Consider the following 18,679-nt stretch of genomic DNA (forward strand, 5'->3'; position numbering starts at 1 on the left):
TATACTTTTTACAACGATATGTTAAATTTATTAGAAGAATTAAAAGTTAAAAATATCCAACTATCTGTAAAGGATAATAACCTTGTTATTGATACCACAGAGGATATTGAAGAGAGTCTTATTAAAAGAATTAGAATTCACAAAGAAGAGATTATTTCTTATATTCTAAAATATAATTCTAATAGTATTACCAAACATACTTCTACCAAAGAAGATCACCCGGTATCAGATGCCCAAAAAAGATTATGGCTGCAAAGTCTTACAGAAGAAGGATCGAAGGCTTATCATATTAATCATCCTATTGAATTTCCTTTAACATATAATCCTGAAGTAATCAGGCTTGCTGTTTTACAACTGATCAAAAATTTTGAGATTTTCAGAACAGTATTTAATCTCAATGATCAAGGGGAAATAAGACAGATCGTTTTAGAAGAAAATAACATCGGATTTGATGTTGAAATTATTGATCTTAAAGGTGAATCAGACGGTATAAAAGTAATAGAAATGACTGTTCAAAACTTGAATTCATTAGCGTTTGATCTGAGTAAAGGACCTTTGCTTAGAGCTAAAATTTATGAGCTCAAAGATAAGACAGTGGTATATTTTATCTTCCACCATATTATTATTGATGGAGTATCTCTAAACCTTGTAAAGCAAAATATTTTAAACTATTATCAAGCATTATCTCATTCGGAAGACATAAACAGTCCGAAATTGCAATATCTGGATTATACCTATTGGAAAATTGCAGGGATTAAAAACGGAAATTATATTGCTTCGCAACGTTACTGGGTTGATCTTTTGTCAAAGAAAATTCCTGCAATCGATTTGCCTTCATATACCAAAAGACCCTCTATTAAAACATTCAACAGCTACTCATTAAAAACTGTTATTTCATCAGATCTTACCCAAAAATTAGATGCTTTTGCAAAACAGAATATGGGAACTTTGAACGTGATTCTACTGAGTGCCATTAATGTTTTATTGAATAAATATACTTCAGAAAACGACATTACATTAGGAACTTTTACCTCTGGTAGAAATCATCCAAGCCTTAATGAAATGCCCGGACTTTTTGTAAATACAATTGTATTAAATAGTGTGTTAGATTCTGAGAAAGATACACTAGTAGATATTTTCAGAAAGGTAAAAGAATCTTTTACAAAAGCATTTACGCATCAGGATTATCCTTTTGATTTGTTGATTGAAAATTTACAATTACCCCAAGATACTTCCAGAAATCCTTTATTTGATATCACTGTCGTTTTTCAGGATTTTGTGGATAATGAGTCGAATATAGCACAAAGTGATGAAATAGAAGAAATAGGATTTACTCAAAGAGCTTTTGATATCAATTTTGAGTTTATAAATAAAGGTTCATTTTTAGAAATGGTTACTACACTTAATGTAGACATTTATGATAAAGAAACAATTATTTCATTTATAAATCATTTCAAACAAGTTCTCCATCAGTTTGTAAGCACTTCCGATACCCCTTTAAAATCTCTGGATTATATAGATGCTCATGAAATGGCAATTTTGGATTCATTCAATTGTACAGAAGTTACTTATCCTTCAGGTGAAACCATTATAAGTTTATTTGAAAAGCAGGTATTAAGAACACCCGATCAGACAGCTGTTATTTATGAAGATATTTCCTTGAGTTATTCAGAACTGAATGCAAGATCGAATCAGTTGGCACATTATTTACGTGAAAAATATTCTATTCAGGGAGATGATCTGATCAGTATTCAAGTGCCTCGCAGTGAGAGTATGCTGGTTGCAATTTTAGGAATTTTGAAATCGGGAGGGGCTTATGTTCCTATAGCTATTGATTACCCACAAGAAAGAATAGATTTCATTTTAAATGATACTCAAGCCAAAGCCAATATTGACGAATCTTTTCTTTTGGAGTTTGAATCCTTAAAAGAAACATATTCAACGGAGAATGTAAATAGCAATATAAGACCAGATCACCTTGCTTATATTATCTATACGTCAGGAACAACAGGAAATCCAAAAGGAGTCATGATCGAGCATAGCTCTCTTATTAACCGATTGATCTGGATGCAATCCCGCTATCCTATAACAGATGGAGATGTGCTTATTCAAAAGACATCTTATACCTTTGATGTATCTGTTTGGGAACTTCTTTGGGGTTGTATATATGGAGCAGCATTATCTTTTCCTAAACAGGGAGATGAAAAAGATCCATCCCTGATCTCCGATGCAATAGAAAAGGACAATGTGAGTGTTATTCATTTTGTTCCATCGATGTTTACTGCTTTCTTGAATCATATAGATACCACACATGAAGAAAAACAAAAACTGATGAGCCTGAAAACAGTTTTTACCAGTGGTGAGGCTTTATCTGTTTACCATAAGGAGCTATTTTACAGATTATTTCCAGAGAACGTTTCGTTGGTCAATCTATACGGTCCTACAGAAGCATGTATAGATGTGACGTATTATGATTGTATAAAAAATATAAAAAATGCTGTTATACCAATCGGTAAGCCTATATCAAATACACAGATGTATGTTTTAGATGGCTCACATCAAATAGTACCAATAGGAATAACCGGAGAATTGTATATCTCGGGAGACGGTTTGGCTCGCGGTTACCTAAAACGTGAAGACTTAACCAAGGAAAGGTTTATAGACAATCCTTTTGTGGAAGGTACTAAGATGTACCGCACTGGAGATTTGGGCAGATGGTTACCAGATGGTAATATAGAATATTTAGGAAGAACCGACCATCAGGTAAAGATTCGTGGTCATCGTATCGAGCTAAGCGAGATTGATAACCAGGTACTTTCGTACAGTGAATCAATCAAAGCTGTTGTTACTGAAGTGAAAGAACATGAAGGAGATAAGAGTTTGATAGTATACTATGTATGCGATTCTGTCATTGACAAGCAGGATTTATCTCATTATTTAGAGACCAAGTTACCTCAATATATGCTACCAAGCTTTTACGTAGTGTTAGAAAATATTCCATTAACAAGCAACGGAAAGATTGATAGAAAGAATTTACCAGAGGTAAGTTCAAAAGATCTAATCAGGAACGAATATATAGCTCCGAGAAATGAAGCTGAAAGACAATTAAAAGAGATCTGGGAAGAGATATTGGGAGTAGAAAATATAGGAGTTACAGATAATTTCTTTGAATTGGGGGGACACAGTCTGATTCTTATAAGAATTATCAACAAGATTAAAACTACTTTTAATAAAACCATTTCCATAAAAGATTTTATGGAAAACCCAAGAATTGATTTGGTAGTCCAAAAAATATTAGGAGATGCCAATTTTGAAAACTTTGAACCTATTGAGAAAGTTGAAGAAGCTAAATATTACCCAATCACTGCAGCTCAATACAGATTTTGGGTGATCCAGCAAAATCATGAAGCTTCGGCTACCTATAATGTTAGTGAAGCCTATAAATTAAAGGGAGCTTTGGAAGCTTCAAAGCTTGAAGACTCATTTAAATTTCTTGTTGATCGGTATGAAATCTTAAGAACCATTTTCATTAATATAAATGGAACCGTTTTTCAACAGGTTTTACCTTTTGACAAGATTGATTTTAAAATTGAGAGTATTGATTTATCTTCCTCACCAAATAAGGATCAGGAGCTAACGGAGCTTCTGAATACCAAAAAAATCAACTTTAAATTAGATGAGTTTCCTTTATTCAAAATATATCTGATTAAAGTTGATAACGATGAATATATTCTGTGGTTTAACACTCATCATATTATTTGTGATGGATGGTCAAGTAATCTTTTTGCTTCAGAAATTATAAAAACGTATAATTACCTAGTACGAAATGAATCTCCCAATTTACCAGATCTTAAAATCCAGTATAAAGATTACGCAAATTGGGTGAACAAGAAAAATGTTGAGGAGAACAGAGATTTTTGGATCAATGCTCTTTCCGATGATATAAAAAGGGTTGAACTGCCTTTTTCAGGAAAAAGAAAGAAGTATCAGACTTTCAATGGAGATAAATGTAAGTTTGTAATTCATGATGAAAATGTAAAAAAAGTGAAACGCTTTTTACAAGGAAATAACATCTCTTTATTTACCTATTTGGTAGCTTGTACCAAAGTATTGCTAAATAAATATACCCATCAAAATGATGTGATCATCGGAACAACATTCTCTGGCAGAGATCATTCGGACTTAGAAAATCAGCTTGGGCTTTTCCTTAATACAATTCCTTTAAGGTCAAACATTGATAATAATGACTCCTTCAGTACATTCTTAGCAAAGGAAAAAAAGAATATTATAGATGCATTTTCTAATGGAAACTATCCTTTTGATCAAATGCTCAATGATATAAACTATCAAAAAGATATCAGCAAGTCAGCTCTTTATGATGTATCTGTAGTATTGAACAATCATAATAATATGGTTTTATTTGATGGGCCAAAAGAAATGGATGATCTGGTCATTGAAAGCCATCCGCTTGCCTATGATATTTCTAAGAATGATATTGAATTTAACTTCTCTGAAGGTGATCATGAATTATTAGGAATTGCAACTTATAATACTGATTTATATGATAGAGAGGCTGTTGAGAAGTTTGTTGCTCATTTAAAAAACATGATAGAGCATCTTATTGATTCTCCGGATGAGCCTCTTTCAGAATTTAATTATTTAAGTTCTGCTGAAGAGGAATTATTGTTAAAAGATTTTAATAATACTTTTGTTCAATATCCGGATAATCAAAGTGTTGTCAGCTTGTTTGAAGATCAGGTGGGTCTTACTCCGGAGGATATTGCTGTTGTTTATGAGGATTTGGGGTTAAGCTATGCCGAATTGAATGAAAAAGCATCAAGCCTAGCTGTTCAGTTACAGAGTGCTTATGGAATCAAGAAAGGAGATCAGGTAGGTGTCATGCTAAACCGAGGAGAAAATCAGATTATTTCCATTTTAGGGATATTAAAATTAGGAGCGGTTTATGTACCTGTAGATGCTAACCTTCCTGAATCCAGGAAAGCGGTGATGACCTCCGGTCTATCTTTACTGATCACGGAATCTTATTATTTCTTTGATCTTGATTTCTACTCCGGTGAATCTTTTTCGATCGATTTAGAATTCACAGAAGAAGATGCTTCTGGCTTTCAGTCCGTAGTTTTAGAAAAAGATGATATTGCCTATATCATTTATACTTCCGGTTCTACAGGAGAGCCCAAAGGTGTTTTGAATACCCATGGAGGTATTTTGAATACGATGTTATACCAGAAGGAATTCTTTGAAGTTTCATTGTATGAAAATGTAGCTCAGTTTGCTTCTTTTTCTTTTGATGCTTCTATTTCTGAGATATTTATGACTTTGCTTAGTGGTAAGAGTCTTCATATTTTGAGTGATTCTACTAGAAAAGATGCTTATGCTTTTGAAGAATATGTCAATAGTCATTCCATTGATCTGGTGACTTTACCCCCTGCTTTTTTCAGTTTATTAAATATCGATAAGCTTCAAAATTTAAAAGGATTAATTACGGCAGGAGAATCCGCAGTAATGGGTAAGACGAAAGAATATTTGAAGTATGGAACTTTTTATAATGCTTACGGTCCCACTGAGAGTAGTATCTGTGCAACGGTATATAAACTTGAAAAAGGGAGTGCTTTAGAATTTACAACGATCCCTATCGGTCAGCCTATCGCTAATACCCAGATTTATATTTTAGATGAATATGGACATTTGGTTCCAGTAGGAGTAAGTGGCGAGATGTATATCTCCGGGGCTGGTTTAGCTGAAGGTTATTTAAACCGTGAAGATTTAACGGAAGAGAAGTTTGTAGATAATCCATTTTTACCAGGGACTAAAATGTACCGTACGGGAGATTTAGGAAGATGGCTAATGGATGGTAACATTGAGTATTTAGGAAGAATTGACCATCAGGTAAAGATCCGTGGGCATCGAATTGAGCTAGGGGAGATCGACAGTCAGGTACTTTCTTTCAGTGATTCTATTAAAGGAGTAGTTACCGAGGTAAAAGAACATGAGGAAGATAAGAGTTTGGTGGTATATTATGTAAGTAATACTCCGATCGACAAGCAGGATCTGTCCAGATATCTTGAGAGAAAATTACCACAGTATATGCTTCCTAGTTTTTATGTTGAACTGGATAATATCCCTTTAACCAGCAATGGAAAGATCGACAGAAAGAATTTACCTGAAGTGAGCACTTCAGATTTGATAAAGAATGAATATGTAGCGCCTGCTAATGAATCGGAAGAACAGCTTAAAGAAATTTGGCAGGAAATATTAAGAATTGAAAACATAGGAGTTATGGATAACTTCTTTGAGTTGGGTGGAAACAGTATGAATGCAATCAGAATCATTGGAGAAATACAAAAGAGAATGAAAAAGTCAGTGACAATTAATGTTTTCCTTGAAAAGCCAACCATTAAGGAGTTAGCAGAAGTAATGAAAGAAGTTGAAAATAAGGAAGAAAATACATTTAGAACAATTATTTAATCGGTAAACACTATAAAATTTATTATAAAGAATATGGAAAATTTGAAAAATGATATGTATTATTTAAAGCTTAATGTTGTAATCGAGCCACTGATGGATCTATGGTATGCATGGTCACACCTTATATCTCCTGTCACTGCGGCGATGAATATAAAGCATAGACACCTTAGAATTATGTCTTCTTACATTAAAAATGCAAAGACACATAGTTTAGCGGTTAAAAATCCTAAAATGTTGGGTGGCCCTTTCATAGATTATCAGACAGAAAGAGTAAATGAAGTTACAAAATTACATGACGAGACTATTGAAAAGAGAGCACATTTATTAGAATTAGATAATGCCTTAAAAACGTTAAATGATATTTTACAAACAGAAGTTCAGGGGTTTTCTCTGAATAGTATGTATGAAAAAATTCCTGAAATTCTAAAAGGATATGTTGAGCTGTATTACGATTTAAATAATAATGTCAACTATAGATTAATAGAGCCTTTGTTATATGCAAGTAAATATTATGATGAATCAGCCCAGTCTATAAGCTTACAATTAATTGATTCCGATGACTCAAGATCTTTTGTACTAAGCACCCCTAGATTACCAGATGAAAATGTTATTCATCTTGATATCCCCTTCAAATCTGAAGTGATAGATGAACTGTTTAGAATGAAAAAGGTTCCGGGAGATTTTGATAAAATTAAAGAATTATTAAATATTCCATCTGAAAAAGAAGAACTTTTTAAAACCTTTTTCACGAAGGAAAAACCTGCAGAATTCCGCAAATATGATGGGCCTGGAGTTAGAACCAGATATTTTGGGCATGCCTGTGTTTTGGTTGAAACAAAAGAAGTATCAATTGTGGTAGATCCTGTTATAAGTTATGATGGATATGAAACCGATGTTAACAGATATACCATCAATGATCTTCCCGAAGAAATTGATTATGTTTTAATCACCCACAATCATCAGGATCATATTCTTTTGGAAACCTTATTGCAATTGCGACACAGAATAAAAACGATTATTGTGCCAAGCAGCAGTAAAGGAAATTTACAGGATCCGGATCTGAAGCTTATGTTTAAAAAAATAGGTTTTAAGCAGGTTATTGAATTAAATGAACTTGAAAGTATTGAAATGGAGAATTGTGTAATTACAGGACTTCCATTTTTAGGAGAACATGCCGATCTTGATGTAAGAAGTAAGTTATGCTATCATTTTTCATTACATAATGGGATTAGACTTTTATTTGCAGCAGACTCCTGTAACATTGAGCCTAAGATTTATGAAAAAGTAAAAGGAATCGTTGGAGAAGTAGATGTATTATTCCTGGGAATGGAATGTGAAGGAGCTCCTTTATCTTGGTTGTATGGACCATTAATGTATAAAAAGTTAGAAAGAGACAAAGATCTTTCACGACGTCTGGCTGGATCTGATTACAATCAGGGAATGGCTTTTATTGATATTTTTAATCCTAAAGATGTATTTGTATATGCGATGGGGATGGAGCCTTGGCTTGTCTTTATCAGTTCTATTAAATATACAGATGAATCCAAAGCTATTGTAGAATCCAATAAACTACTGGAAGAATGTATATCAAGAGGAATTGGAGCAGAAAGATTATTTGGAGAAAAGACAATAGAATATGTGTAACGGAATTACTGAATCGTAATTTAAAAATAGATTTTAAATGATTTGCTTGAGTCTCAATATAAACTCAGGATTATGTACCCTTAACAGATTGATATTGTTTTTATATATTAAAATGTAATCAAGGATTATAAGCTACATTAACTAAGGATAATTCTTAATAGAAGTATCAATTATACCAAAATTTATGAAAAATTTCATTGAAAAATTAAAAGAAAATAATATAGAAATTGCATTAAAGAATGATAATTTAGAAATCATTTCTACAAAAGAAAATATTCCAAATGAGCTTTTGAAGGAAATAAAGATAAATAAAGATTCTTTAGTTCAATTTTTTAAAAATAATCTACTCTCAAATACTTCTGTAGATGAAAAAGGCAATATCCATTACAGAACATCTCATGTTCAACGAGAAATATGGGTAACCTGCCAGGATCCTGCGGCGTCTATAGCTTATCATTTACCTGCACATTTTTATATTCAAGAAACTTTACACATTGAATTGTTAAAAAAAGCATTGAATTTTGTTATTAATAAATATGAAATTTTACGGACTAATTTTAAACTAAATGCTTCTGGTGATTTAGAACAAGTAATCCATAATAATGTAGTAGCAGATATAGCTGAAGTAGATTTTACCCATAGTAATGACGGGGATGGAGTAGAATTTATTAATAAAAATAATCTTGTAAATTTTGATTTAGAAAACGATCCGCTTTTAAGATGTTATTTAATTTATCTTCCTGAAGAAAATAGTATTTTTTATTATAATATACATCATATTATTGCAGATGAATGGTCTGTTAAAATATTTGAAAATGAACTGTTTTTAGTATATAAAAAATATTTAACTGGAACAGAACCCGAGAAAGAGGTAAAATATCAATATAGAGATTATGTAGATTGGTCTTATGAACGATTATTATCTTCTGAAGACCATAAAAAGTATTGGAAAGATACTCTCTTGCCATTACCGGAGCCTATTCAGTTTCCTACGAATAAAATAAAACCGTCTTTTAAAACATATGATAGTTTTGCCTTTCAAATGTTTTTATCAGAAGAGAACACCCAATCTTTAAACAGCCTGGTTCAGAAACGTCATGGCAGTCTTTTTATGGGGGTTCTTGTTGTATTAAAATCACTTTTATACAAATACACTCAACATGAAGATATCGTCATCGGATCTCCGATGGCAGCAAGAGAAAGAGAGGAGTTTTCTCAACAGATTGGTTATTTTTTAAGAACACTAGTATTAAGAAATAAAGTAAGTTCTATGGACAGTTTTAATACTTTATTTGATAAAGTCAAAGAAAATCTGATCTTAGCTTATGAACATTCTATATATCCGCTGAGTGAGATTCTGAATGATATTGATTTTAAAAAGAACCAGGCAAACAACTCAATTTTTGATATTTCACTTACATTTCATGATGCCAAACAAGATCCCTATTCTGTACATGAGATAGGTCCTAATACCATTAAAGAAATTAAAAATGGTACTTGTAAAAATGATATCGAGTTTCATTTTGGAATGATGAATAACCAGCTGTACATACAGGTAAATTATAATAAGGATTTATATCATTCTGATACGATTCAGAGTTTTATGAAACACTACAAAGAATTATTAGTAAAATTTGTTGATTCTCCAAATATTCCTCTTGCTGAATTAGATTATCTTAGCTCTGCTGATCAGAAATTGTTAGTAAACGATTTTAATACCAGTGAAGTTACTTACCCTACCGATGCAACGATTATTAGTTTATTTGAAGATCAAGCAAATCTTACCCCTGATAATACTGCGGTTGTTTACGAAGATTTGAAATTGAGCTACAAGGAGCTTAATGATCAGGCGAATGCTGTAGCGCATCGTCTCCAGAAAGATTATGGCATAAAAAAAGGAGATCAGGTAGGTGTAATGCTTAACCGTGGAGAGAATCAGATTATTTCTATCCTTGGAATATTAAAACTAGGAGCAGTATATGTTCCTATAGATGCTAATCTTCCTGAATCCAGAAAAACGGTAATGACTTCAGATTTATCTTTATTAATTACTGAGTCATACTATTTCTTTGATATGGATTTTTATTCTGGTGAATCTATTGCTATTGATTTAGAGATGGCCGGGGACAGTATTTCAGATTTTAAGTCAGAAATTTTAAAAAAAGATGATATTGCTTATATTATTTATACATCAGGCTCTACGGGAGAACCCAAAGGAGTATTAAATACTCATGGAGGTATTTTGAATACAATGCTTTTCCAGAAAGAATTCTTTGAGGTTTCAGCCTATGAAAATGTAGCTCAGTTTGCTTCTTTTTCATTTGATGCATCAATCTCCGAGATTTTTATGACTTTACTATGTGGTAAATCTCTGCATATTCTCAGTGATTTGGTAAGAAAAGACGCGTACGCTTTTGAAGAGTATGTAAATAACCATTTTATTGATCTGGTAACTTTACCACCTGCATTTTTCGGGTTATTAAATGTTAATAAGCTTCAAAATTTAAAAGGATTAATAACAGCGGGTGAATCAGCAATTATAGGAAAAACTAAAGAATATCTTAATTATGGGACCTTTTACAATGCCTATGGCCCAACTGAGACCAGTATCTGTGCTACTGTATATAAACTGGAAAAAGGAAGTGACTTAGATTCGGCTACCATATCAATTGGTAAGCCAATTGCCAATACTCAGATTTATATTCTTGATTCTCATGGACATTTAGTTCCTGTGGGGGTAAGCGGAGAGATGTATATTTCTGGAGCAGGTTTGGCTCGAGGTTATCTGAACCGTGAAGATTTAACGGAGGAAAAGTTTATTGCTAATCCTTTTATTTCTGGCACTAAAATGTACCGTACCGGAGATTTAGGGAAATGGCTACCAGATGGATCCATTGAGTATATGGGAAGAATCGATCATCAGGTTAAGATCCGTGGACATCGTATTGAACTTGGTGAGATTGATAGCCAGGTGCTTTCTTTCAATCCATCTATTCAAGCAGTAGTTGCTGAGGTAAAAGAGCATGAAGGTAACAAGAGCTTAGTAGTATACTATGTAAGTGATACATTAATCGACAAGCAGGATTTATCAAGATACCTTGAGAGTAAGCTTCCACAATATATGCTTCCAAGTTTTTACGTGGAACTTAATCAAATTCCTTTAACAAGTAACGGAAAGGTCGATAGAAAGAGTTTGCCAGAAGTGAGTAGCTCAGACTTAATCAAGAATGAATATGTAGCTGCAACGAGTGAAGAAGAACAGGTATTGGTCTCTGTCTGTGAGCAGGTTTTAAAACATAGCCCGATCAGTATCCGGGATAATTATTATAACCTGGGAGGTGACTCTATTAAATCCATTCAGATTGTTTCAAGGCTTCGTCAGCAGGGTTACAGCTTAAAGGTGGAACATATCTTACAGTATCCTGTATTAGAGGAGTTGGCTCATTATATGACAACAGATGTTGCCAAAATCGATCAGTCAGCGGTTTCGGGAGAAAGTATTCTTACGCCAATCCAAAGATATTTTTTTGAGAATAAAGGGATTACTAAAAAAAATCACTATAACCAGTCTGTTATCTTAAAAAGTGAGGAAAGGCTTTCCGGAAAGATACTGGAATCCTCTATAAAGACTTTAGTGTCACATCATGATGCTCTGAGAATGGTATATAGCCAAAAGGACGAGGCATGGAGTCAGTATAATGCAGGAATTGATGGTGTTCATTATCATTTTGAATATTTTGATATCAGAAATACCGCCAATGAATCTGAAGAGTTATCCCAATTACAGCAAATAGGCGAGGATCTTCAAAATAATATAGATCTTGGATCAGGTATTTTATTCCATATCGCCCATGTATCAATGAATGATGGAGACCGTATTATTTTAGTGGTTCACCACTTGGTCGTTGATGGTGTTTCATGGAGAATATTACTTGAAGATTTAGGGAAGCTATATGAGTCCGGTGTTCAGGGGTTATCTTCAACACTTCCTTCCAAAACTGATTCCTTCCAGAATTGGGGTAAAGCTTTGGATGAATACAGCAGAAGTTCTGAGCTATCCAAAGAGCGTTTGTATTGGGAAGGGGTAGAGTCTGAAGATTATGAAACTCTTGTTACGGATTATGCTGTAGAAGGTAAAAACATTTTAGAAACTACCCTTGGTTTTAGCTTGAGTGCAGAGTGTACGAAATTATTACAAACTCGTGCAGGTAAGAAATACAGTACAGAGATCAATGATGTCTTATTAACAGGCTTAGCATTATCTCTACAAGAACAGTTTGGTGTAAGCAAGACTAAAGTTTTAATGGAGGGGCATGGTAGAGAAGTCATGAAGACAGGGTTGGATATTAGCCGTACAGTAGGTTGGTTTACCAGTGTGTATCCTTTTTCATTAGATATTAGCAACACAAAACAACCAGCAGTTGTAAGTGTAAAAGAAGGCTTACGAAACATTCCTAACAAAGGTATTGGTTATGGTATTTTGAATTATCTGGATCAGCCATTTGAATCATCAGGTTTGGCTTCTGTTCAATTTAACTACCTAGGAGATTTTAACGAAATTGGGGATTCAAAAATGGAAGGTAAGCGCTCATTATTTGATTACAGTTCCGAAAATATAGGTTCTTCAGTAGCTTCTGTCAATTTGTTTACAGATCTTTTATTGGATGTGTCGGGTATGACGGTAAACGGAGTGATGAATATTAGTATTCGTTATTCAACTAAAGTATTTAACGAAAGTACTATAAAGAAGCTTTTATCATCTTATCAGACTCACTTGGAAACTATGGTTACAGAAAGCGAAGATTCATCTGTAATTCTAACTCCATCTGATTTATCCTATAAAGGCTTATCATTCAATACTATTGAACAGATTAGCAAAGGATATGAGATAGAAGATATTTATGAGCTTTCCCCAATGCAGCAGGGCCTATATTATCATTGGCTGGTAGATCCGCATGGCTCAGTTTATTTTATGCAGACTTCTTATCTTGTTAAGTCTTCAGAACTTGAATTATCTCTTGTAGAAAAGGCTTTTGGAATATTATTGAACCGCCATACTATTCTTCGGACTTCTTTTGAAAACCGTTACGGAGGGACTCCTTTACAGATTGTACATAAGAAAGCTAGAGTAGATTTCAAACATTTGATTTTAGAATCAGAACTTGAATTGGATAACATCAGGCAGGGTGACATTAATCGTGGCTTTAATTTGGGGAACCCTACTCAGATGCGTTTGCTTATTGTAGAGTTACCTAATGGTTATTATGAGTTTATTTGGAGTCATCATCATATTATTATGGACGGTTGGTGTCTAAGTATTTTGATCAATGATTTCTCTACAATCTTAAATTCACTGGAACATGAGAAGGAAGTCAATTTACCGGAACCCAAGAAGTATTCTTCTTATATCAAATGGTTAGGGGAAGTTAATAAGGAAGCAACACTTTCATATTGGAAAAACTATCTTGAAGGAGTAGAATCACCAACCATAATTCCGTTTAAAAAAGAGCATGCTTCATCCACTGGCGCTAAAGTGCTTGTCAATAATAAGATTAAAATTGAAGGAGATTCATTCAAAAGAATCGAAAGTCAGTGCAAAAATATAGGAATTACGATCAATACATATATTCAGGGAGTTTGGGGGTATTTACTTTCCAGATATAACGGAACAGATGATGCCGTTTTTGGAGCGGTTGTATCAGGTCGTCCTCCAGAGCTGGAAGATGTGGAAAATATGGTAGGACTATTTATCAATACAGTTCCGGTCAGAGTAAAATATAACAAAGAGAATACGGTTAAAGAGTTTTTTCATGAACTGCATACGCAGTCTATTCAAAGCAATCCGCATCATTATTCTAATCTTTCAGATATTCAAACGATTTCCGGATTAGGAAGTAATATGATTAACAATATTATTGTTTTTGAGAACTATCCTGTTCAGGATTCTATTGTGGAGAGCTATATTGAAAATGGAGATAACTCGTCCATTGAGGAAATAAAGAATGTTGAAGTAGTAGATGAAACCAATTACTATTTCTTAATAACAGTATTCCCATCAGAGGATGCAGTTGTACTTGATATTAAATATGATGCTTCAGCATTTGATACATCGTTAATGGATAATATTGAATTGCATTTTTCCAATTTGCTGAAAAATATTTTCGTTGATGCCGATAAGAAAATATTCGAAATGGACTATTTAAGTCTTACAGAGAAAAAACACTTAGAAGAATTTAATAATAAAGAAGTAGATTATCCTTCAGAAGAAACTATTGTAAGCCTATTTGAATCTCAGGTAGCAACTAATCCTGATAATATAGCTGTTATTTTTGAAGATACAAACCTTAGTTATAGGGAGTTAAATAAACAATCCAATCAATTGGCTCATTATCTTCGCGAGGAATATAATATAAAGGGAGATGATCTGATCTGTATTCAATTGCCACGCAGCGAGAAGATGATAAAATCAATTCTTGGGATTTTGAAATCCGGAGGCGCTTACGTGCCTATAGATAATGATTATCCTCAGGATAGGATTGATTATATAAAAGAGGATACAAAGTCAAAAATAATTATAGATGAAAAATTTTGGTTAGAGTTTGACCTTTTAAAGGATCATTATTCAGGGGAGAATCCGGATACTCACATTCAGCCTACAAATCTGGCTTACATAATCTATACCTCAGGAACTACAGGTAACCCTAAAGGTGTAATGATTGAACATAAAAATGTGGTGAGATTATTTTTCAACGATAATGTTCTTTATGATTTTAATAGTAGCGATTCATGGACATTATTTCATTCCTATAACTTTGACTTTTCGGTATGGGAATCCTATGGAGCACTTCTTTTTGGTGGTACCCTACATGTAATTTCTAAGAGAGTTGCACAGGATGTCGGAGCTTTTTTAGATTATCTGATTACTAATAAGATCACAATATTGAATCAGACTCCTGCAGCATTTTACAACTTGGCAGAATATGATAAATTATTTAATCACAGAGAATTAGCATTACGTTACATAATATTTGGAGGAGAAGCATTGAATCCTTTTATGCTTAAGGACTGGCAGAATAAGTATCCCGATGTAAAAATGATTAATATGTACGGAATTACTGAAACCACCGTGCATGTTACTTATAAAGAACTTACTACAAAGGATACAAACTCTGTACTATCAAATATCGGAAAACCTATTCCAACACTTAATTGCTATATTCTGGATGATCAAAAATATTTAGTTCCGGCAGGGGTAGTAGGAGAATTATATATATCTGGGTCTGGATTAAGCAGAGGGTATTTAAACAGACCCGACCTGACAGAGGAGAAGTTTATAGATAATCCATTTGTTAAAGGTAGCAAGGTCTATCGAACCGGAGATCTTGGACGTTGGTTACCTGATGGTAATATCGAGTATTTAGGCAGAATTGATCAACAGGTTAAAATTAGGGGGCACAGGATAGAACTAGGTGAGATCGACAGTCATGTGATTAACTATAGTGATCGAATTAAGAATGTAGTTACAGAAGTTAAAGAACATGAAGGGGACAAGAACCTTGTGGTGTATTATGTAGCAGAAGGAGGTATTGATAAAGATGATTTAACAAAGTACTTAGAAAATAAGTTACCCCAGCATATGTTGCCTAGTTTTTATGTAGAGTTAGAAGGTATTCCTTTAACTAGTAACGGAAAAATCAACCGTAAATTGCTGCCAGAGGTTTCTACTGGGGATATGATAAAGAACGAGTATGTTGCTCCTGTTACTCCAATGCAACGTATTTTGGTAGAAGTTTGTGAGCAAATTCTAAAACATAGTCCTATAAGTATCAAGGATAACTATTATAACCTTGGAGGAGATTCTATCAAATCCATTCAGATCGTATCAAAATTAAGACAACAGGGTTATACTCTTAAGGTAGAACATATTCTACAATATCCGATTCTTGATGAGATGAGTAATCATATCATTAGTGAAGTTTCCACTATAGAGCAGTCCGTCGTGAGCGGAAATATAAATCTCACACCTATCCAGCGCTACTTTTTTGAGAATGAGGAATTTATTAATAAAAACTATAATAATCAATCAGTTGTACTAAAAAGTACTGAAAGAATTTCTGCTTCTATTCTGGAAGATTGTATTGAGCAATTGATCATTCATCATGATGCTTTGCGTATGATTTATAGTAATAATGGGGATGAGTGGACACAATTCAATGCTGATATATCTGAAAAACATTACAAGTATGAATATTTTGATGTTATGCTAGGCTTAAGTGAAGAGGAGGAACTAGAACAATTACAAAATATTGGCACGTTGCTTCAAAGCTCAATTGATATTACTTCGGGGATTTTATTCCATATAGGTCATGTATCTATGAGTGATGGTGATAGGATATTGTTAATTCTTCACCACCTTGTAGTAGATGGGGTTTCGTGGCGTATCCTGTTGGAAGATCTGAATAATTTATATGATTCAGCTGTATTAGGCAATGCATATATGCTTCCGGCAAAAACAAATTCATTCCAAAGCTGGAGTAAGGCTCTGGAAAATTACAGTACTAATATCTCTCTGAATAAGGAACGTTCATATTGGGAGAATATAGAATTGGAAGAATATCCGATGATTCCTACAGATTATCCTGTAGTTGAAAGATATGCTACTGATAGCAGTATGGGATTCTCTCTTGATAAGGATTCTACTCATTTATTACAAACTTATGCGGGTAAAAAGTATAATGCTGAGGCTAATGATCTTTTATTAACGGCTATAGCTATTTCACTGCAGGAACATTTTGGGATAAATAAAAGTAAGGTGTTAATGGAAGGACATGGTAGAGAAGACATTTCATCTGACATGGATGTAAGCCGAACAGTAGGTTGGTTTACAAGTCTATATCCGTTTTCATTAGACATAAGTGATGACAGCTGTCCTGCCATAGTAACTGTAAAAGAAGCATTAAGAAATATTCCTCAAAAAGGGATAGGGTATGGTATTCTTCACTATTTACGAGAAAAAATAAATTCTTCTTCAGAACCCCTGGTAGTGTATAGTTATATGGGAAGTTTCGATGATGTAGGTGGAGCTGATAATAAAAAGGCAATGTTTGAATTCTCTTCTGAGGATATAGGATCATCGATTGCCGAAGAAAATTTGAAAACAGCAGTTTTATTAAATATTTCTGGTATCATAGTTTCTGGAGAACTTCATGTTATTATCCGTTATTCAAAGAATGTATTTCATGAATCTACTATTGAAAAATTATCTCAATTGTATCAGAAAAATTTGATTAAGACTTTAAATGAAAACGAAGATGAAAATGAATGGAATTACGGAAATACGATGGCAATATCTCCTAATCAGTATCATCACATTAGAAACAAATACTCATCAGTAAATTTTAATATTGCTTTACAAGAATTTGATGGAAATAGTTTTGAAGAGAAACTTAGAAAATGTATTTCTAAATTTCCTTCTTTGATGACAAAGTTTGAGAAAAAGGATTCCCAGGTTATACAGTGTTATCTATCCCCAGAAGAAATTGTAATAAAAATACAGACCGAAAACCTGCAATTCAGATCAGAAGATGAGATCAAGACTATCGGGAAAGAATTTATATTCCAACCTTATGACTTGTTCAATGGAGAATTGATAAGAGTATTTGTAGTTAAAACGAAAACTTCGGGCATTTCACAGGCTAACGTGTTTTTTGGAATTCATCACTCTTTATTGGATGACTATTCAGCTAATATTCTGAAAAATGAACTGGAAACTTATTTTAATTCAAATGAAAAGATTACAGTTAAACCTCACTATTTTAATTTTATTGATTCCCAAGAAAAATTTTTAAAATCTGATGAAGGAATAAGGATAAAGGAAAAACAAATTAAAAGCTTACTTGAGCTCCCATTATATGATAAAAACTCAGATAAGGAGCTTGTATACTTTCAAAAGTTTATAGTGCAGGAAGTTTTTGTAAAAAATGAAGACTTCTTAATTCTACAGAAAGTATCTCAGAAAGTTTCACTTCCTTTAAATGCATTCTGTTTATCAATTTTCTTAAGAATTATTACTGATTATAATAATCCAAACAAAGGTTTATTTGGTATGTTGAGTAGTAACAGGGAAAATTCAGAATATGAAGATATGATTGGAGTATTAACTAATTTGATTATGGTTACATATCCTGATTTTAAAGATTATTCAGTTCAGGAAATAATGAAGAATTATGGGAATATGATACAATGCAGGACAGAGCAAAAAATTCCATATGAAATGATTAGAAAAGATATTGAAGAAATAACCGGTAGAGATATCGAAAAAAATATTTTTGGATTCTATAGTCATTTAAGCCAAAACACGGAGAAAGAGCATGCTTCTTTCAATGAATCTATAGAAGAAATAACCGAATTTAATGGTATTAATCTGAAAGCATTTGAATATTCTAATGGAGTTTTAATTCAATTATCACAACCAGTATCTACTTCTAAAATAAACCTTTCAGAATACATTAAAGAACTTATGAATTTTGTAAAAACGCAATAATTAAAC

General features: G+C 33.1%; 3 protein-coding genes. All 3 read left to right on the plus strand.

The window, feature by feature from the left end:
- Positions 1–18 precede the first annotated feature (18 nt).
- The 3 genes from BW951_RS14610 to BW951_RS14620 all read left to right on the plus strand — a co-directional run bounded on the left by BW951_RS14610 (position 19) and on the right by BW951_RS14620 (position 18,673).
- A complete protein-coding gene (locus BW951_RS14610) occupies positions 19–6,486 on the plus strand; it encodes a non-ribosomal peptide synthetase (RefSeq protein ID WP_076394147.1) in 6,468 nt (2,155 codons plus the stop codon).
- A gap of 33 nt (positions 6,487–6,519) precedes the next feature.
- Positions 6,520–8,130 (plus strand): MBL fold metallo-hydrolase, encoded by a 1,611-nt coding sequence (locus BW951_RS14615; RefSeq protein WP_076394149.1) that lies wholly within the window; start codon positions 6,520–6,522, stop codon positions 8,128–8,130.
- 184 nt (positions 8,131–8,314) lie between these two features.
- Complete coding sequence (locus BW951_RS14620) at positions 8,315–18,673, plus strand: non-ribosomal peptide synthetase (protein WP_076394151.1); 10,359 nt, start codon at positions 8,315–8,317, stop codon at positions 18,671–18,673.
- Positions 18,674–18,679: the final 6 nt, after the last annotated feature.

The sequence above is a fragment of the Chryseobacterium gambrini genome (assembly GCF_900156825.1).
Taxonomy (GTDB): domain Bacteria; phylum Bacteroidota; class Bacteroidia; order Flavobacteriales; family Weeksellaceae; genus Chryseobacterium; species Chryseobacterium gambrini.